Origin of the sequence: Shinella sp. WSC3-e, from assembly GCF_945994535.1 — a bacterium.
GTDB lineage: Bacteria > Pseudomonadota > Alphaproteobacteria > Rhizobiales > Rhizobiaceae > Shinella > Shinella yambaruensis.
The window spans coordinates 831,800-848,858 of sequence record NZ_OZ000530.1 but is presented as its reverse complement, the minus strand read 5'-3'; the positions used below and the strand labels follow the sequence as shown (position 1 = coordinate 848,858).

Genomic DNA, 17,059 nt, shown 5'->3' with positions numbered 1-17,059 from the left:
GACGTGGAAAGGCTCAGCGCACCTGGTCTAGCAGGCGCTTGCATTCCAGGAGATCGTAGAGCGCTTCCTGCAGGAGCGCGCGGTCTTCCTTGCCGACGCTGGTCTTGCCGATCGAGATTTCCGGCGTTTCGTCGCCGCCGCCGACGAAGGAGAAGAAGCGGCGGCTGGCGGGCGCCTTGGCGCGGCCGACGATCTGGTCCTCGTCGCTGCCGGCCTTCGGCGGGGTCGGCTCCTCGTGGCTGGCGGCAGCCAGCGCCTCGACAGTGGCAAGGTCCCCGCTGGCGATGGCGGCGACGAAGCGGTTGCCGTTGACCTTCAGGAGCTTCTGCACGCCCTTGATCGTGTAGCCGTGGTCGTAGAGAAGATGGCGGATGCCCTTCAAGAGATCCACGTCCTCGGGCCGATAGTAGCGGCGCCCGCCGCCGCGCTTCATCGGCTTGATCTGCGTGAAACGCGTCTCCCAGAAACGCAGCACATGCTGCGGCAGGTCGAGATCGTCGGCAACCTCGCTGATGGTGCGGAAAGCATCCGGACTCTTGTCCATTCTACCCTCAATGAAAGCGCGCGCACGGCCAGCGAAAGGCGCTGCCGAATCGTATTCATTTCAGCGGGTTGCCGAACGATATTCAAGTTTCAAATTGCCGAATCGCCGGCTATAGGCAGAAAATCGCTCAGGAAGCGGGCGAAGCCGGCTTCTGTTTCGCCTTGCGCGCGAGATGGGCCTTCAGCACCCGCTGCTTGAGCACGTTGGACGCCTTGAAGGTCATCACCCGTCGCGGCGAGATCGGCACTTCCTCGCCGGTCTTCGGGTTGCGGCCGATGCGCTCGTTCTTGTCGCGCACCTGGAAGGTGGCGAAGGAGGAGAGTTTCACACTCTCACCCCGCACGATGGCATTGCAGATCTCGTCGATCACGGTTTCGACAAGCTCTGCGGATTCGGTCCTCGAAAGGCCGACCTTCCGGAAAACCGATTCGGCCAAATCTGCGCGTGTCACCGTCTTGCCGCTCATCGTTCCTCACCGATTTCCCATTGAAAGCCTATGGTTAAGTGGCGGAAGAGTATTGTCCTTGCCCCTGCGGGTCAAGCGGCCCTGCGCCCTGATGCGGGAGAGGCCGTTTCACCCGCGGCCGACCGGCGTTCCCGCATGGCAAAGGGGGGCCGGAGCCGGCCCTTTCCCGCGTTCCCTTTGCCGAAAGCCGCCCTCCCCCAATGGGCGGGCGCGTGGAAATGGCTACCAGCGCAGCAGCACCGCACCCCAGGTGAAGCCGCCGCCCATGGCCTCCAGCAGCACGAGGTCGCCCTCCTTGATTCGCCCGTCGCCCGCCGCCGCGGCAAGCGCCAGCGGGATCGAGGCGGCAGAGGTGTTGCCGTGCAGGTCGACGGTGACGACGACCTTTTCGAGCGGAATGCCGAGCTTCCTGGCCGAACCGTCGATGATGCGCTTGTTCGCCTGATGCGGCACCAGCCAGTCGATGTCCTCGGCGGCAAAGCCGGTGGCGTCGAAGGCCGAGACGATCACGTCGGTGATCATGCCGACCGCATGCTTGAAGACCTCGCGGCCCTCCATGCGCAGATGGCCGACCGTGCCCGTGGTGGACGGGCCGCCGTCGACATAGAGCTTTTCGCGGTGCGCGCCGTCGGAACGCAGCTGCGCCGTCAGGACGCCACGGTCCTGGTTGGTCCCCGCCCCGTCCGCCGCTTCCAGCACGATGGCGCCGGCGCCGTCGCCGAAGAGCACGCAGGTCGTGCGGTCGGTCCAGTCGAGGATGCGCGAGAAGGTTTCCGCGCCGATGACGAGCACGCGTTTCGCAAGGCCGCCGCGGATATAGGCGTCGGCGGTCGTCACCGCATAGACGAAGCCGGAACAGACGGCCTGCACGTCGAAGGCGAAGCCATGGTGCATGCCGAGGCGGTTCTGGATGTTGACGGCGGTCGCCGGGAAGGTGTTGTCCGGCGTCGAGGTGGCGACGATGATGACATCGATATCGGCGGCCGTCAGGCCCGCCTTGTCGAGCGCGGCGCGCGCGGCGGCCTCGCCGAGCGAGGCGGTCGTCTCGCCCTCGCCGGCGATGTAGCGCTGGTGGATGCCGGTGCGCTGCACGATCCACTCGTCGGACGTGTCGACCATGCTTTCCAGTTCGGCATTGGTGAGAACCCGCTTCGGAAGCGCCGCTCCGAAACCGCGGACCACTGAACGAATCATTCTATACCTCGTCGGTCATGCCCTGGGCGGCCCCTTCGACGGGGCGGCCGGCATGATACTTCTGCAAATCTCTTTCGATCTTGTCCTTGAGGCCGTTGCGGGCCATGTCGTAGCCGACATCGACGGCGGCCGCGAAGCCCTCGGCATCCGTGCCGCCATGGCTCTTGATGACGATGCCGTTGAGGCCGAGGAACACGCCGCCGTTCACCTTGCGCGGATCCATCTTCTCGCGCACCCGGTCGAAGGCGCTCTTGGCAAGGATGTAGCCGAGCTTGGCCATCCAGGTGCGCGACATGGCGGCGCGCAGGTATTCGGCGATCTGCCGCGCCGTGCCTTCCGCCGCCTTCAGTGCGATGTTGCCGGCAAAACCTTCCGTGACCACCACGTCCACCGTGCCGCGACCGATATCGTCGCCCTCGACGAAGCCGTAATAGTCAATCGTGTCGAAATTGGCCTCGCGGATGAGCTGGCCGGCGGCCTTCACCTCTTCCTGGCCCTTGATCTCCTCGACGCCGACATTGAGCAGGCCCAGCGTCGGCTTGTCGATCTCGAACAGGGCGCGCGCCATGGCGCCGCCCATCAGCGCGAAGTCGAAGAGCTGGTTCGCATCCGCGCCGATCGTCGCGCCGATGTCGAGCACGATGCTCTCGCCCCTCAAGGTCGGCCAGATGCCGGCGATCGCCGGGCGCTCGATATTGGCCATCATGCGCAGGCAGAATTTCGACATGGCCATTAGCGCGCCGGTATTGCCGGCGGAAACGGCGACATCGGCCTCGTTCTTGGCAACGGCGTCGATCGCCTGCCACATGGAGGACTTGCCGCGGCCGCGGCGCAGCGCCTGGCTCGGCTTCTCGTCCATGGCGACGGCGACGTCGCAATGGTGGAAGGTGCTGGCGGCCTTCAGTTTCGGATGCTGCGCCAAGAACGGCTCGCATTCGGCGGCATTGCCAAAAAGCACGAAGCGGATGTCGGGATGACGCTCGAGAGCCTTGGCTGCGCCCGGGATAGCGACCTTGGGGCCGAAATCGCCACCCATGACGTCGACGGAAATTCTGACCACGCGTGTCTTGCCTTAATTCTTGTTTTCCAGGGGCAGAAGGCTGCCGCGGCGGAATTCGGTCAAAATACCGCTTTTCGCCGGGGGCACAACTGAATTATCGGGCGTCTCAGGAGCCGTTCAGTCTTTTTTCCAGTCCTTCAGAACGGCAAAAGGCGACGGTTTTTTGTCGTCCGCGTCGGTGCTTTCGATATGGCCGGAAAAGCCCGCGCCGGACTTGCGCGGATAGGGATCGATGGCGAGCGCCACATGTTCGGCGGCGACCACGCCGGCATCGATCGTGTCGCCCGTAAAGATCTCCGGGGCATCCGGACCGTCCGGATCGAGCAGCATCTCGCCGGTCTCGGTCGCGGCCGGAAGCCGCGCCAGCTTGGAGCCTTCCGGGACGAAGACGACCTCGACCGGCTCGTCGATATGCGCCTCCACCGGATCGAGCGTCACCACGCAGGCCTGCACGATATCCGCCTCGACGTGACCCTTGAGCCGCACGCCGTCGCGCTTCCAGCGCATGACCTGGAAGGTGGCGGACAGCGCCTTCACCTCCAGCACGGACCAGAGTTTCGCCAGCCCCGCGCGCTCCTCGGCATCGGCGCTCAGCGTCACCTCGACCGGGTTGCCGGAGATATGCCCCACCTTGACCGGATAGGAAAACGGCGTGTCGTCGTCTTTCGTCATTCTCGTCCTTTTCACCGCCCTAGGGTGTGTCCTTCATGACCGGGTTCCGCCACGGCCAGCGCGCCGACCGCGATCGCATCCTCGCCGACAGCCATCATCGCCTGTTCGGCGGCAAAGAGATAGGAGGCTAGCCCCGCCATGGAGGGCGCACCTTCACCCGCTTCGGGATAGATATTGCGCCGGAGCGCATTCGCAAGCCCGTCCCGGTCGTCGGAATCGAGCGCCGCCGCGTAGGATTCCAGCCGGCCGTAGAACATGCCGGCGAACTTCTTCATGCGCTTCGGCACGCCGACATCGCCGACCCCGAGCTCGCGAATCGAATGGTCGACATCCTCGAAGAAGGCATCGACGATCTCCTGGGCGATCTCCTGGCCGGACGTGCCGCTTGCGCGGGTGCGCCGGAAGTAGAGGATCAGCATTGCCGAGAGCATCTCGAAGCGCCCCATCACCGTGTCAGGAACATCAAGCGCTTCATAGAGATAGGGATGGCGCGCCGCCTGTGTCAGCGCCGCGTACTGCCTTTCGACAATACGCCGGTTGCCGTTTTTTTTGCCGAACAGGCCGAAAATCATCATAAAGCCTAGTTTTGCCCGATTCAAACCATGGAGCCGTCGCAAGTCATGTTGCATGACGGTCGAAGCTGGTTTACCGAAGCAGGCATGAATTGCAATGGCTGCGCGGCCATCACAGTCCCGGGGATGTTGTTGAAGAGAGATGCTCTGAACATGAAGCTGTTGCGTAACGCCGCCATTGCCATCGCGCTTTCCTCCTCCGTTCTCGCAGGCTGCCAGGGTCCCGGCGAAGTGCTGCACCAGGGATATGTCGTCGACCAGGAAACGCTGGCGCTGGCACCGGTCGGCTCCTCGCGCGAGCAGGTCCTGCTCTCGCTCGGCTCGCCATCCGCGACCGCGACCTTCGACAACGAGGTCTTCTACTACATCTCGCAGAAGCGCACCCGCCCCGTCGCCTTCATGAAGCCGAAGGTCGTCGAGCAGAGCGTTCTCGCCGTCTATTTCGACAAGGACGGCGTGGTCGAGCGCCTTGCGCACTACACGCTGAAGGACGGCCGCGTCTTCGACCTGATCTCCCGCGTCACGCCGACCGGCGGCGTGGAGCTCACGTTCCTCGGCCAGCTGCTGCGCGGCTCGGGCGGTGCGCCGGGCGCGGCGATCCAGAATATCTTCGGCGGCGGCGGCCCGAAGTAAGGCCTCCGGCCACTCCCGGAAACGAGAAACCGCGGGGATCGCTCCCCGCGGTTTCTTTTTGCCTGCCGACCGGCGGTGCCGATCAGGCGAGAATGGCCAGCAGCAGCAGCGCCACGATATTGGTGATCTTGATCGCCGGGTTGACCGCCGGGCCTGCCGTGTCCTTGTAGGGATCGCCCACGGTGTCGCCGGTGACGGAGGCCTTGTGGGCTTCCGAGCCTTTCAGGTGGCGGGTGCCGTCCTTGTCGACGAAGCCGTCCTCGAAGCTCTTCTTGGCATTGTCCCAGGCCCCGCCACCGGAGGTCATGGAGATTGCCACGAAGAGGCCGTTGACGATGACGCCGAGCAGCGAGGCGCCGAGCGCGGCAAAGGCCGAGGCCTTGGAGCCGGAGATGAGCAGCACGCCGAAATAGACGACGAGCGGCGCCAGTACCGGAAGCAGCGAGGGCACGACCATTTCGCGGATCGCCGCCTTGGTGAGGATGTCCACCGCGCGCCCGTAGTCCGGCCGTTCGGTGCTTGCCATGATGCCCGGCTTCTCGCGGAACTGCCGGCGCACCTCCTCGACGATGGAGCCCGCCGCACGGCCGACGGCCGTCATGGCGATGCCGCCGAAGAGATAGGGGATGAGGCCGCCGAAGATCAGGCCGGCGACGACATAGGGGTTGGAAAGGTCGAAGGAGATCGTGCCGATGCCGGCGAAGTAGGGATACTTGTCCCCGTTCGCGGCGAAGTAGGCAAGGTCGTTCGAATAGGCGGCGAAGAGCACCAGCGCGCCGAGACCGGCGGAACCGATCGCATAGCCCTTGGTGACGGCCTTCGTCGTGTTACCGACCGCGTCGAGCGCGTCGGTCGACTTGCGCACTTCCGGCGGCAGGTGCGACATCTCGGCGATGCCGCCGGCATTGTCGGTGACCGGGCCGAAGGCGTCGAGCGCCACGATCATGCCGGCAATGCCGAGCATGGCGGTGACGGCGATGCCGGTGCCGAAGAGACCGGCCAGCTGGTAGGTCGCGATGATGCCGCCGACGATGACGATGGCCGGCAGCGCGGTCGATTCCAGCGAGACCGCGAGGCCCTGGATGACGTTGGTGCCGTGGCCGGTGACGGAGGCCTGCGCGATGGAGTTCACCGGGCGCTTGTTGGTGCCCGTATAGTATTCGGTGATCACCACGATGAGCGCCGTCACCACGAGGCCGAGAAGGCCGCAGATGAAGAGGTTCGTTCCCGTGATCTCCGTGCCCGCGACCGTGCCGATGGCCCCCCAGCCGATGGTGAGCGACGTGGCGGCGGCAAGGCCGACGATCGACAAGAGGCCCGTCACGATGAGGCCCTTGTAGAGCGCGCCCATGATCGAGCCGTTCGTGCCGAGCTTGACGAAGAAGGCGCCGACGATCGAGGTGATGATGCAGGCGCCGCAGATCGCCAGCGGATAGATCATCACGCTGGAAAGGACCGGCGTGCCGGCAAAGAAGATCGCCGCGAGGACCATGGTGGCGACGACGGTCACCGCATAGGTCTCGAAGAGGTCGGCGGCCATGCCGGCGCAATCGCCGACATTGTCGCCGACATTGTCGGCGATGGTGGCCGGGTTGCGCGGGTCGTCTTCGGGAATGCCGGCTTCCACCTTGCCGACGAGGTCGCCGCCGACATCCGCACCCTTGGTGAAGATGCCGCCGCCGAGACGGGCGAAGATGGAGATCAGCGAGGCGCCGAAGCCGAGCGCGACGAGCGCGTCGATGACCTCACGCGAGGCCGGCTCCTGACCGAGCAGGCCGGTGAGGACCCAATAGTAGATCGACACGCCGAGCAGCGCGAGACCGGCGACAAGCATGCCGGTGATCGCGCCCGACTTGAAGGCGATGTCGAGGCCGGAGGACAGGCTGACGGATGCGGCCTGCGCCGTGCGCACATTGGCGCGGACGGACACATGCATGCCGATGAAACCGGCGGCACCCGAGAGCACGGCGCCGATCAGGAACCCGATGGCAGCCGTAGCGGAAAGCAGCAGCCAGGTGCCGACGAAGACGACGACCCCGACGATGGCAATGGTCTTGTACTGCCGGGTGAGATAGGCCTGCGCCCCTTCCCGGATATAACCTGCAATTTCCTGCATGCGGGCATTCCCCTGATCGGCGGCAAGCACCGACCGTGTCGCCCAGATGGCATAGACCACCGAGAGCAACCCGCATGCGATAACGCCCAACAATATGGTCATTTCGCTCTGTCCTCCTTGGAGGCCGCGGGGTCCTCTCCCCGCAGCCGATATGCGTCCGCTCCCGCTTGCCTCCTCACAAGACGGGAGCCGGCGCGGGGCCAGAGTGCGTTTGCGAATCGGTTGCGTCAAGCCGCTGCACTGCGGCAAGCGGCGCGCTGCGCTGGATTTTTCGACGTCGGCCGGCGGATGGGCTCAGGCAGCCGCGCGGCGGCTGCGCAAAAGCAGGAGAAGAACGAGCACGAGGCTCACCCCGGTGATCGGCCAGAACATCAGGTTGATCGTCTGCCAGCCATAGGCATTGAACACCTTGCCGGAGGAGAAGGAGGCAAGCGCCACCGTGCCGAAGAGGATGATGTCGTGGAACCCCTGCACCTTGTCGGCCTCGTGCGGCTTGTAGCTGGAGGCGACGATGGCGGTGGCGCCGATGAAGCCGAAGTTCCAGCCGACGCCGAGCAGGATCAGCGCGCCCCAGAAATTCCAGAGTTCGAGGCCGGCATGGGCGACCGCCGCGCAGGCCATGAGGATGAGGAGGCCGGCGGCGACGACCTTTTCCGTGCCGAAGCGCTGGATCAGCATGCCCGTGAAGAAGCTCGGCGCGAACATGGCGAGCACATGCCACTGGATGCCGAGCGTCGCCAGCTCGGGCGAGAAGCCGCAGCCGATGACCATGGCCAGCGGCGCGCCGGTCATCATGAAGGTCATCAGGGCGTAGGAGGAGATGCCGCAGATCATGCCCGTCATGAACCGCTGGGTCAGCACGATCTCGCCGAGCGGCCGCGTCGCCTCCCCCGTCGCGACGGCCGCCGCCTTGTGGTCCGGCAGGCGCAGGAACAGGAAGAGGCCGATCGCGGCAAGGCAGAGCGGGGCCAGCGCCACGAAGGCGCCGGCAAACAGCACCGGCTCGAACAGGTCCTTGGTGAGGATGACCACCTGGGGGCCGAGCACGGCGGAGATGACGCCGCCGGCGAGAATCCAGGAAATGGCGCGCGGCTTGTAGAAGGACGGCGAGGCATCGGCCGCCGCGAAGCGGATCTTCTGGGCAAAGCCGCTGGAAATGCCGACGAGCACGAAGCCGACGGCGAAGAGCCAGAAATCGCCGCGGAACAGCGCGATGGCGGCCAAGAGGCCGCCCCCCGCGCCGACGAGCGCGCCGACGATGAAGCCATAGGTTCGCCCGAGCATTCGGGCCGCGATGGCGACGAGCACGGCGCCGAGCGCCACGCCGACATTGAAGCCGGTCAGCGGCGCGGTGGCGAGCGACTTGTCCGCGCCGAGCAGGTTGTAGCCGGCAAGGCCGCCGATGGAGAAGACGATCGGCCCGGCCGAAGCCAGCAAGGCCTGCGCAATCGTCAGGAGGAAGACGTTGCGGCGCGCAGCCGAAAGTTCGTGTTCAAGACCTTCGACCGTGCCCGTGCTCATGTCACCCTGCCAACCTACTTGCGTGTGTCCGGCCGAAGCTGCCTGGCGATGCGGTCGAGCACCGCATTCACCAGCTTCGGCTCGTCATCCTCGAAGAACGCCTTGGCGATCTCGACATATTCCGTGACGATCACGGCGACCGGCACGTCCTTGCGCTCCTTCAGTTCGAAGGTGCCGGCGCGCAGGATGGCGCGCACGGTGGAATCGAGCCGGGACAGCGCCCAGTCGTCCTGCAGCGCCGCGCCGATCATCGGGTCGAGCAGGCGCTGGTCGCGCACGACGCCCGAGACGATGGAGCGGAACCAGGAGGCATCCGCCTTCAGGTAGGTGTCGCCGTCCAGCTCCTGGCCGAGGCGATGCATCTCGTATTCGGCGACGATCTCCAGAACGCCGGTGCCGCCGATATCCATCTGGTAGAGCGCCTGCACGGCGGCAAGACGCGCCGCGCCGCGCTGGTTGGCCGGCTTCACCGGCTGCTGGTCCCTGTCCGTCGTCACTGTTCGCCGCCCAGTTTCTTCTTCAGATCGATCATGGTGAGCGCCGCGCGGGCCGCAAAGCCGCCCTTGTCGCCTTCCGAGCGGCGCGCGCGCGCCCAGCCCTGCTCGTCGTTCTCGACCGTCAGGATGCCGTTGCCGATCGGCAGGGCCTCGCTGACGGACAGGTCCATCAGGGCGCGGCTCGATTCGTTGGCGACGATGTCGAAATGGTAGGTCTCGCCGCGGATGACCATGCCGAGCGCGACGAAGCCGTCATACCAGGTGCCGCCGTTTTCCATGCCGTCGAGGGCCATGGAGATGGCGGCGGGGATTTCGAGCGCGCCCATGACGGTCACGATATCGTAGGTTGCGCCGGCGGCACCGAGCGCATGCTTGGCGCCGTCGAGCATCGCATCGGCCATGTCGTCGTAGAAGCGCGCCTCGACGATGAGGAGATGGGGATTATCGGTGTCGGCCATGAATCACCTGAAAATTGGAGGCAGGCCACGCATCAGCGGGCAGAGGCGGCGGTCAAACCACGACGGACGGAGCTTGGCAAGCATTTTCCGCCGCCTGCGGCGATTTCGGCGCCCCGGCACGCCGGCCCACCGCGCGCCGCGGGGTTGACACATCGGAACAAAATGCGAACGATGCACACCCGACACGAGGAGACAGCCCGATGAACGCGCACAACCCGCCGATCGTCAACCTTGCCAAGCTGACGCTCGAGCACTGGACGCAAGGCACGCTCTATGAATCCCGCGACACGGCCTTCGGCGCCCTCCTCGGCCTGAAGGCCCTCGGCATCGGCTATGGCGAGGTGCCACCCGGCAAGTCCGGCTGTCCCTTCCATTGCCACCATGTCGAGGACGAGCTGTTCGTCATCCTCGAAGGCCACGGCACCTATCGCTATGGCGACGAACGGCGGCTGATCGGCCCCGGCGACGTGCTGGGCGCGCCGGCCGGCGGACCGGAGACGGCGCACCAGATCCTCAACACCGGCACCGTGCCGCTGAAATACCTCTCCATCTCATCCATGGCGGCGACGGAGATCTGCGAATATCCCGATTCCGGCAAATTCCTCGCCAAGACGCGCGCCGCTACCGGCGGCCGCACCGAGTTCCGCACCATCGGCCGCACGAGGGAGGCTGTCGACTACTGGGAGGGCGAGCCCGGAGCCTGACGCGTTCAGGCAGCGAGCGACACGCGGTTGCGGCCGTTGCGCTTGGACATGTAGAGCGCCTTGTCGGCGCTGCTGAGCAGGGAATCGAAGCTCGCGCAATCCTTGCCGGCAAAGGCGATGCCGGCGCTGACGGTGCAGGTGATGGACCGCCCGCCGATCGGAATGAGCTTGCCGGCAAAGTCCTGGCGGATACGCTCGGCGATGCGCTGCGCGCGGTCCGGCACGGTCCGCTCCAAGACGACGACGAACTCTTCGCCGCCCAGGCGGGCGAGGCAGGCGGCCGCGCCGCAGGACTCGCGCAGAACATCGGCGAAGACCGTGAGCACCGCATCGCCGGCCGCATGGCCGTACCGGTCGTTGACCGCCTTGAAATTGTCGAGGTCGAAGGCGATCGCCGCCTGGTGCTCCCCGACCGGAAGGACGCCGTAGCGATCGAAAAGCGCGCGACGGTTGAGCAGGCCGGTCAGCGCGTCGGTCATGGCCGCACGGCGGTGGCGGCCGGCGATGCGCCACTGGTTGAGCGCGAGCGACATGGCGCCGATGCCGGTAATGCCCATGATGGCGGCGATCAGGTTGAGGGTTTCCGCCCAGTTGTCCGGCGCATGACCCATGACCCACTTGCCGTCATGCAGCAGCACGGCGGCGCAGATCAGGAAGGAGGCGGCCGTCAGCAGATAGAGGATGACGATGCCGATCAGCGGCAGCGGCGCCTCCGCGCGGCCCCGCCAATATTCCCGCGCCGTCGCGATGAGGGAACCGGCGATCAGCAGGTTGAGCACGATGAAGCCGATGCCGTCATAACCGGCCGCCAACGGAGGAAGCGCAACGGCAAGGCAGCCCGCGAGCACGGCGGCGATGCGCCGGCGCGCCCGCTTGCCGGAGCGGAACCGGTAGGCCGCGCCGTAGATGAAGGCAAAGCCGAGGAACTGCAGCGCGAAGGCAAGGCATCCGATCGCGACGCTCGCCTGGTCGATATAGAGACTGTAGACCGCGACGGCCGGCACGATGCAGCCGATGCCGATGGACCAGCTCAGGAGAAAGCGTTCGACGCGGGCGGACATCCACGAGGCGAACAGCGTGGCCGACAGGCAGAAGCCCGCCAGCCCGATCGCCAGCAGAAGGGTTTGGTAGTCAGGCGCCATGCGGCAGCGGTCTCCAACGGTCCGATGCCGCACACTACGGAGCAAGAGGTATCGATATCGTTACTTCACGGGCGGGCCGCAACGCGCGGCGGTGCCGATCGATGACGACGCCTGGGCGAGTCACGCCATCGTCACGCCTTCGGCGCCGGAAACTCCGCAAGCCGTGCCGCATAGCGCGCCATGGTGTCGACCTCGAAGTTGACGAAATCGCCTTCCTTGCGCTCGCCCCAGGTGGTGACGTCCAGCGTGTGGCGGATGAGGAGCACGTCGAAGACCGCGCCATCGACGGCGTTGACGGTGAGCGAGGTGCCGTCGAGCGCGACGGACCCCTTCGGCGCGACGAAGCGCTCCAGCCCTTCCGGCGCGCGGATACGGAAACGCGTCGCGTCGCCCTCGGCCTCGACGGAGAGGATTTCCGCCTTGCCGTCGACATGGCCCGAGACGATGTGTCCGCCGAGTTCGTCGCCGATCTTCAGCGAGCGTTCGAGGTTGATGCGCGTGCCGGGCGCCCAGCCGGAAATGGTCGTCAGGCGCAACGCCTCCTCCCACGCCTCGACCTCGAACCAGCGGGCATTCGAGCCCGCCTCCGGCAGCGCCGTGACAGTGAGGCAGGTGCCCGAATGGGCGATGGAGGCGCCCATGTCGATGGTGGCGGGGTCGTAGCTGGTGCGCACGCGCAGGCGAACCCCCTCGTTCATGGGCTCGACCTTCTCGACCGTTCCGATATCCGTGACAATGCCGGTAAACATCAATCGTCTCTTTCGTATTCGTACAATCTGTCCGCGCCGTAGTGCGCCGTGCGGCGGAGCGAATAACCATCCGGCACGCGTCCGCACACACATGGGGATGCGACCCCGTCCTTGCCAATGGTCCCGGCCCCCTCGAACAGCGAGATCCGGTCGACGAGCCCGGCATCGAGGAAGGATTGCGCCGTGCGCGCGCCGCCTTCGACGAGCAGCGAGGAAATGCCGCGCGTCGCCAGCGCCATCAGGAGATCATCGAGCCGGCGCGGGTCGCAGGTCAGGATTTCGACGCCGGTGGCTTCGAGGGCCGCGGCGCGGGCACTTCGCATATCGGAGGCCGTGCCATCCATACCCCCCTCTGGCCTGCCGGCCATCTCCCCCTCAAGGGGGGAGATCGAGGAAGCAGCGTTCCCGTCCACATCAAACGTCGGTCCAGCAGGTGATGCAGATGACGGTGCGCGGGGATCAGGCTCCCATCCAATCTCCCCCCTTGAGGGGGAGATGGCCGGCAGGCCAGAGGGGGGTAACCCCACACCCTTCGACGTCACGACGATAACCGGAACGTTCTTCGCCGTGCGCGCCAGCTTCGAGCCCGGCGGCAGCTCCAGCCGCGGGTCGAGCACGATGCGCACCGGCGAGCGGGTTTCCAACCCCGGCAGGCGGCAGGTTAGCTCGGGATCATCGGCGAGCACGGTGCCGATGCCGACGAGGATCGCATCCGTTTCGGCGCGCAGCACATGCACCTGCCCGCGCGAGACCGGCCCGGTGATCGCCACCTGGCCCGCGCCGAGCCGGCCGAGCATGCCATCGGCGGAAACGGCAAGCTTGAGAGTCACATAGGGCCGCTTCTTCGTCTGACGGGTGAGATAGGCGGCAAGCGCTGCACGACCCTGCGCCTCCAGCACGCCCGTCTCGACGGCGATACCGGCATCGCGCAGCATCCCGAGCCCCCTGCCCGCCACGCGCTCGTCCGGGTCCGTCACCGACACGACGACGCGCGAAACGCCGGCGGCGATCAGCGCATCGGCGCAGGGCGGCGTCTTGCCGTGGTGCGAGCAGGGTTCGAGCGTGACATAGGCCGTTGCGCCACGCGCGGCGTCACCCGCCACGGCCAGCGCCTGCGTTTCCGCATGGGGCCGCCCGCCCGGGGCGGTGACGGCGGAACCGACGACGACGCCGTTCTTGACGATCAGGCAGGCGACGGAGGGATTGGTGGCGGTGCGGCCGAGATTGCGGCGGCAAAGGCGGATGGCCGCTGCCATGAAGCGTTCGTCGTCTTCGACGGGGCCGGACATCTAGCCGTCGGCGCCCGGATCCCGGGCGATCTTGGCGGCGACTTCGGAGAGGATCTTCTCGAAATCGTCGACATGGGAGAAGTCGCGATAGACCGAGGCGTAGCGCACGAAGCCGACGTCATCGAGCGCCTTCAGCGCCTCCAGCACCTGGAGGCCGATCTCCTCCGAAGAGATTTCCGTCTCGCCGGAGCTTTCGAGGCGGCGGACGATGCCCGAGACCGCACGTTCGATGCGGTCCCGGTCGACGGGTCGCTTGCGAAGCGCGATCTCGAAGGATTTCAAGAGCTTGTCGCGGTCGAAGGGGGCCTTGCGGCCCGTCTTCTTGACGACCATCAGCTCGCGCAGCTGCACCCGTTCGAAGGTCGTGAAGCGACCGCCGCAATCCGGGCAGATGCGCCGGCGGCGAATGGCGGCCCCGTCCTCTGCGGGACGGGAATCCTTCACCTGCGTATCTTCCGAACCGCAATAGGGGCAGCGCATGCCGGCTCCTTACATGTAGGAATACATGGGGAAGCGGCCGGTGAGCGCCAGCACCTTCTCGCGCACCGATGCCTCGACGGCCGCATTGCCCTCGTCCGAATTGGCGACCTTCAGGCCGTCGAGCACCTCGACGATCAGGTTGCCGATCTCCTGGAAATCGGCCTCCTTGAAGCCGCGCGTCGTGCCGGCCGGGGTGCCGAGGCGCACGCCCGAGGTGACGAAGGGCTTTTCGGGGTCGAACGGGATGCCGTTCTTGTTGCAGGTGACATAGGCGCGGCCGAGCGCGGCTTCGGCGCGCTTGCCGGTGGCGTTCTTCTTGCGCAGGTCGACCAGCATCAGGTGGTTGTCCGTGCCACCGGAGACGATGTCGAGGCCACCGGCCTTCAGCGTCTCGGCGAGCGCCTTGGCGTTCTTGACGATCTGCGCGGCGTAGTCCTTGAATTCCGGCTGCAGCGCCTCGCCGAAGGCGACGGCCTTGGCGGCGATGATGTGCATCAGCGGGCCGCCCTGCAGGCCCGGGAAGACGGCCGAGTTGATCTTCTTGGCGATGTCTTCCTCGTTCGTCAGCACGATGCCGCCGCGCGGGCCGCGCAGCGATTTGTGCGTGGTGGTCGTGGCGACGTGGCAATGCGGGAACGGCGACGGGTGCTGGCCGCCGGCGACGAGGCCGGCGATGTGCGCCATGTCGACCATGAGGTAGGCGCCGACTTCATCGGCGATCTCGCGGAAGCGCTTCCAGTCCCAGATGCGGGAATAGGCGGTGCCGCCGGCGATGATCAGCTTCGGCTTGTGGGTGCGGGCCTTCTCGGCGACATCGTCCATGTCGAGCAGGTGATCCTCCTCGCGCACGCCGTAGGAGACGACGTTGAACCACTTGCCGGACATGTTGACCGGCGAGCCATGCGTCAGATGGCCGCCCGAATTGAGGTCGAGGCCCATGAAGGTGTCGCCAGGCTGGAGCAGCGCGAGGAAGACGGCCTGGTTCATCTGCGAGCCGGAATTCGGCTGCACGTTGGCGAAGTTGACGCCGAACAGCTTCTTGGCGCGCTCGATGGCGAGCTCTTCCGCGATATCGACGAACTGGCAGCCGCCGTAATAGCGTTTGCCCGGATAGCCTTCGGCATACTTGTTCGTCATGATCGAGCCCTGGGCTTCGAGCACGGCGCGCGAAACGATGTTCTCCGAGGCGATCAGTTCGATCTCATGGCGCTGGCGACCGAGTTCCTTCTGGATCGAGCCGAAAATCTCCGGATCGGTATCGGCAAGGGAACGCGTGAAGAAAACGTCGGTAGCGGAAGAATTGCTCATCCTCGAGGCTCCTTAGGGTCAAGTGGCACGGTGTTTAGCGTCCTCGCATGGCAAGGGCAATATCCGCTCCACGGTTTGCGCCATTTCCGCGCGTGTTATGCGATAAAAACGACAAGGATCACTTGGCATGCCAGCCGCCCGGCCAGGTCCGAAAACCTCTCCTCCGTCATGGTCGGGCTTGACCCGACCATCCACCGCCGCGGGTGGGGACGTGGATCCACGGCTCGGAGGCCGAGGATGACGGTGGTGGACTGGCTAATGTTTGTCGGCAAGGAAAAGCCCCGCTTCCGCCAGGAAGCGAGGCCCGCGAAAACCTCGGACGGATCACCCTTTATTGCGGCAAGAGATCGCTCTCGACGGAGCGGCCGCCTTCCTGGTTGTAGCCGGTCTGGAGGGCGAGTTCGGTGGCGCCGTCCTTCTGGTAGATGTCGTCGCGGAACTGCACGACGCGGTCCTTGGCCGACCAGGCGGTGATGTAGGTGAAGAAGACCGGCACTTCCTCGGTCAGCTTGATCGGCGTGTTGACGCCGCTCTTGATGGTCGCCTCCATCTGCCCGCGCGACCAGCCGGGCGTGTCCTTGAGCAGCCAGACCGAGAGGTCGCGCACGTTCTGAACGCGCACGCAGCCGGACGATTCGAAGCGCATCAGCTTGTTGAACAGGCCCTGCTGCGGGGTATCGTGCATGTAGACCTGGTGCTCGTTGTGGAAGTTGATCTTCGTCGAGGACATGGCGTTGATCTTGCCCGGGTCCTGGCGGAACATCAGGTTCGGGGCCTTCTCGGCGTTCCAGTCGACGGTTTCCGGCGAGACTTCGTTGCCGCTGCCGTCGAAGAGGCGGATCGAGTTGCGCGCAAGATAGGTCGGATCCTTGCGCATCAGCGGCATGATGTCCTTCTGGATGATCGAGCGCGGCGCGGTCCAGTAGGGGTTGAGGATCACTTCGTAGATCTTGGAGTTCAGCACCGGCGACTGACGGTCGATCTTGCCGACAATGGCGGTGTGGCGCGAGGCGACGCGGCCGTTCTCGACCGCCTCGATATAGGCGGCGGGGATGTTCACCATGACGTAGCGGCGGCCGAGGTCGCCGGACATCGCCTGCAGGCGCACGAGGTTGGTCTGGAGCTGGCCGAGGCGGGTGACGGCCGGAACGTTCAGCGCCTTCAGCGTATATTCGCCGACGGCCCCGTCGGCCGGCAGGCCGTGACGGGCCTGGAAGCGTTTCACCGCACCGTCCACGTAGGAATCGAAGGCGCCGTTCGTGCCGGCGGAGCGCGGCAGGTCGCCGGAGATGATCAGGCGCTGGCGCAGCTGCTGGACCGCCGGATCGGCGACGCCCATCTCCATCTTCTGCTGCGTGTTGACCGTCGGCCAGCCGCCATTGGAGACGATGTTCTGGTAGTCGTTGATCGCCTGCTGGAGATAGCCGGAGCTGCCGGAGCCGAAGATCGGGTTGTTGGAGACGACGGCGGTGGCGGTGCGCGATGCCTCGGCGTCGAACTGGTCGTCCCAGTTGCCGCGGCGCGGAGCGTTGAGGATGTCGTCGAGCGCTGTCTGGGCCAGCGTCGGGCCGGCCACGGCAGCGGCACCGAAGGTTGCAGCGGAGCGCAGGAAGGCGCGGCGCGAGAACACATCAAATCCGGTTTTGCGAGACAT

General features: G+C 65.9%; 18 protein-coding genes. 2 read left to right on the top strand and 16 right to left on the bottom strand.

Annotation, left to right across the window (positions count from 1 at the left end):
* Window positions 1-13: 13 nt before the first annotated feature.
* The 6 genes from AABF56_RS04220 to AABF56_RS04195 all read right to left on the bottom strand — a co-directional run bounded on the left by AABF56_RS04220 (window position 14) and on the right by AABF56_RS04195 (window position 4,508).
* On the bottom strand, window positions 14-544 hold the full coding sequence (locus AABF56_RS04220; RefSeq protein ID WP_244765913.1) for a MerR family transcriptional regulator: 531 nt from the start codon (window positions 542-544) through the stop codon (window positions 14-16).
* 127 nt (window positions 545-671) lie between these two features.
* A complete protein-coding gene (locus AABF56_RS04215; RefSeq protein ID WP_064329714.1) occupies window positions 672-1,010 on the bottom strand; it encodes an integration host factor subunit alpha in 339 nt (112 codons plus the stop codon).
* 222 nt (window positions 1,011-1,232) lie between these two features.
* Window positions 1,233-2,204 carry a beta-ketoacyl-ACP synthase III gene (locus AABF56_RS04210; protein WP_244765914.1) on the bottom strand — a complete coding sequence of 324 codons (972 nt, stop codon included), beginning with the start codon at window positions 2,202-2,204 and terminating at the stop codon, window positions 1,233-1,235.
* Between the two features lies 1 nt (window position 2,205).
* Window positions 2,206-3,264: a phosphate acyltransferase PlsX gene (gene plsX / locus AABF56_RS04205; RefSeq protein WP_244765915.1), complete on the bottom strand. Its 1,059-nt coding sequence runs from the start codon at window positions 3,262-3,264 to the stop codon at window positions 2,206-2,208.
* A gap of 117 nt (window positions 3,265-3,381) precedes the next feature.
* Window positions 3,382-3,936, bottom strand: coding sequence for a YceD family protein (locus AABF56_RS04200; RefSeq protein WP_272805026.1), 555 nt, complete (start codon window positions 3,934-3,936; stop codon window positions 3,382-3,384).
* 11 nt (window positions 3,937-3,947) lie between these two features.
* Complete coding sequence (locus AABF56_RS04195; protein WP_272807433.1) at window positions 3,948-4,508, bottom strand: ubiquinol-cytochrome C chaperone family protein; 561 nt, start codon at window positions 4,506-4,508, stop codon at window positions 3,948-3,950.
* A 153-nt stretch (window positions 4,509-4,661) separates the two neighbouring features.
* Between AABF56_RS04195 and AABF56_RS04190 the strand changes: the two genes are divergently transcribed.
* Window positions 4,662-5,141 carry an outer membrane protein assembly factor BamE gene (locus AABF56_RS04190; RefSeq protein ID WP_244765917.1) on the top strand — a complete coding sequence of 160 codons (480 nt, stop codon included), beginning with the start codon at window positions 4,662-4,664 and terminating at the stop codon, window positions 5,139-5,141.
* Window positions 5,142-5,223: 82 nt separating this feature from the next.
* Here AABF56_RS04190 and AABF56_RS04185 read toward each other — a convergent pair whose 3' ends face one another.
* The 4 genes from AABF56_RS04185 to ribH all read right to left on the bottom strand — a co-directional run bounded on the left by AABF56_RS04185 (window position 5,224) and on the right by ribH (window position 9,733).
* A complete protein-coding gene (locus tag AABF56_RS04185) occupies window positions 5,224-7,359 on the bottom strand; it encodes a sodium-translocating pyrophosphatase (protein ID WP_272805024.1) in 2,136 nt (711 codons plus the stop codon).
* A gap of 192 nt (window positions 7,360-7,551) precedes the next feature.
* Window positions 7,552-8,778, bottom strand: a complete 1,227-nt coding sequence (locus AABF56_RS04180) for an MFS transporter (RefSeq protein WP_244765919.1) — start codon at window positions 8,776-8,778, stop codon at window positions 7,552-7,554.
* Between the two features lie 14 nt (window positions 8,779-8,792).
* On the bottom strand, window positions 8,793-9,275 hold the full coding sequence (nusB, locus tag AABF56_RS04175) for a transcription antitermination factor NusB (protein ID WP_244765920.1): 483 nt from the start codon (window positions 9,273-9,275) through the stop codon (window positions 8,793-8,795).
* On the bottom strand, window positions 9,272-9,733 hold the full coding sequence (gene ribH, locus AABF56_RS04170; protein WP_272805023.1) for a 6,7-dimethyl-8-ribityllumazine synthase: 462 nt from the start codon (window positions 9,731-9,733) through the stop codon (window positions 9,272-9,274). The genes nusB and ribH overlap by 4 nt, the downstream gene beginning before the upstream one ends.
* Window positions 9,734-9,933: 200 nt before the next feature.
* Between ribH and AABF56_RS04165 the strand changes: the two genes are divergently transcribed.
* Window positions 9,934-10,437 (top strand): cupin domain-containing protein, encoded by a 504-nt coding sequence (locus AABF56_RS04165; protein ID WP_272805022.1) that lies wholly within the window; start codon window positions 9,934-9,936, stop codon window positions 10,435-10,437.
* A gap of 5 nt (window positions 10,438-10,442) precedes the next feature.
* On the opposite strand, the gene AABF56_RS04160 is transcribed toward AABF56_RS04165, so the two are convergent.
* The 6 genes from AABF56_RS04160 to AABF56_RS04135 all read right to left on the bottom strand — a co-directional run bounded on the left by AABF56_RS04160 (window position 10,443) and on the right by AABF56_RS04135 (window position 17,059).
* The gene (locus AABF56_RS04160; RefSeq protein WP_272805021.1) at window positions 10,443-11,579 is read right to left on the bottom strand and encodes a GGDEF domain-containing protein; all 1,137 of its coding nucleotides are present in this window, start codon (window positions 11,577-11,579) and stop codon (window positions 10,443-10,445) included.
* Window positions 11,580-11,710: 131 nt separating this feature from the next.
* Entirely contained in the window at window positions 11,711-12,328 is a 618-nt protein-coding gene (locus AABF56_RS04155) for a riboflavin synthase (RefSeq protein ID WP_272805020.1), read from the bottom strand.
* Window positions 12,328-13,617, bottom strand: a complete 1,290-nt coding sequence (ribD, locus tag AABF56_RS04150; RefSeq protein ID WP_272805019.1) for a bifunctional diaminohydroxyphosphoribosylaminopyrimidine deaminase/5-amino-6-(5-phosphoribosylamino)uracil reductase RibD — start codon at window positions 13,615-13,617, stop codon at window positions 12,328-12,330. Before ribD ends, AABF56_RS04155 begins: the two co-directional genes overlap by 1 nt.
* Window positions 13,618-14,097: a transcriptional regulator NrdR gene (nrdR, locus tag AABF56_RS04145; RefSeq protein ID WP_244765926.1), complete on the bottom strand. Its 480-nt coding sequence runs from the start codon at window positions 14,095-14,097 to the stop codon at window positions 13,618-13,620.
* A 9-nt stretch (window positions 14,098-14,106) separates the two neighbouring features.
* The gene (glyA, locus tag AABF56_RS04140) at window positions 14,107-15,405 is read right to left on the bottom strand and encodes a serine hydroxymethyltransferase (protein WP_272805018.1); all 1,299 of its coding nucleotides are present in this window, start codon (window positions 15,403-15,405) and stop codon (window positions 14,107-14,109) included.
* Between the two features lie 331 nt (window positions 15,406-15,736).
* Window positions 15,737-17,059, bottom strand: a complete 1,323-nt coding sequence (locus AABF56_RS04135; RefSeq protein ID WP_272805017.1) for a L,D-transpeptidase family protein — start codon at window positions 17,057-17,059, stop codon at window positions 15,737-15,739.

What these genes read in the sequence shown, in the direction of transcription:
- AABF56_RS04220 (WP_244765913.1), bottom strand. Translation starts at nt 544, where the DNA reads ATGGACAAGAGTCCGGATGCTTTCCGCACCATCAGCGAGGTTGCCGAC.
- AABF56_RS04215 (WP_064329714.1), bottom strand. Translation starts at nt 1,010, where the DNA reads ATGAGCGGCAAGACGGTGACACGCGCAGATTTGGCCGAATCGGTTTTC.
- AABF56_RS04210 (WP_244765914.1), bottom strand. Translation starts at nt 2,204, where the DNA reads ATGATTCGTTCAGTGGTCCGCGGTTTCGGAGCGGCGCTTCCGAAGCGG.
- AABF56_RS04200 (WP_272805026.1), bottom strand. Translation starts at nt 3,936, where the DNA reads ATGACGAAAGACGACGACACGCCGTTTTCCTATCCGGTCAAGGTGGGG.
- AABF56_RS04195 (WP_272807433.1), bottom strand. Translation starts at nt 4,508, where the DNA reads ATGATTTTCGGCCTGTTCGGCAAAAAAAACGGCAACCGGCGTATTGTC.
- AABF56_RS04190 (WP_244765917.1), top strand. Translation starts at nt 4,662, where the DNA reads ATGAAGCTGTTGCGTAACGCCGCCATTGCCATCGCGCTTTCCTCCTCC.
- AABF56_RS04185 (WP_272805024.1), bottom strand. Translation starts at nt 7,359, where the DNA reads ATGACCATATTGTTGGGCGTTATCGCATGCGGGTTGCTCTCGGTGGTC.
- AABF56_RS04180 (WP_244765919.1), bottom strand. Translation starts at nt 8,778, where the DNA reads ATGAGCACGGGCACGGTCGAAGGTCTTGAACACGAACTTTCGGCTGCG.
- ribH (WP_272805023.1), bottom strand. Translation starts at nt 9,733, where the DNA reads ATGGCCGACACCGATAATCCCCATCTCCTCATCGTCGAGGCGCGCTTC.
- AABF56_RS04165 (WP_272805022.1), top strand. Translation starts at nt 9,934, where the DNA reads ATGAACGCGCACAACCCGCCGATCGTCAACCTTGCCAAGCTGACGCTC.
- AABF56_RS04160 (WP_272805021.1), bottom strand. Translation starts at nt 11,579, where the DNA reads ATGGCGCCTGACTACCAAACCCTTCTGCTGGCGATCGGGCTGGCGGGC.
- AABF56_RS04155 (WP_272805020.1), bottom strand. Translation starts at nt 12,328, where the DNA reads ATGTTTACCGGCATTGTCACGGATATCGGAACGGTCGAGAAGGTCGAG.
- ribD (WP_272805019.1), bottom strand. Translation starts at nt 13,617, where the DNA reads ATGTCCGGCCCCGTCGAAGACGACGAACGCTTCATGGCAGCGGCCATC.
- nrdR (WP_244765926.1), bottom strand. Translation starts at nt 14,097, where the DNA reads ATGCGCTGCCCCTATTGCGGTTCGGAAGATACGCAGGTGAAGGATTCC.
- glyA (WP_272805018.1), bottom strand. Translation starts at nt 15,405, where the DNA reads ATGAGCAATTCTTCCGCTACCGACGTTTTCTTCACGCGTTCCCTTGCC.
- AABF56_RS04135 (WP_272805017.1), bottom strand. Translation starts at nt 17,059, where the DNA reads ATGTCTCGCAAAACCGGATTTGATGTGTTCTCGCGCCGCGCCTTCCTG.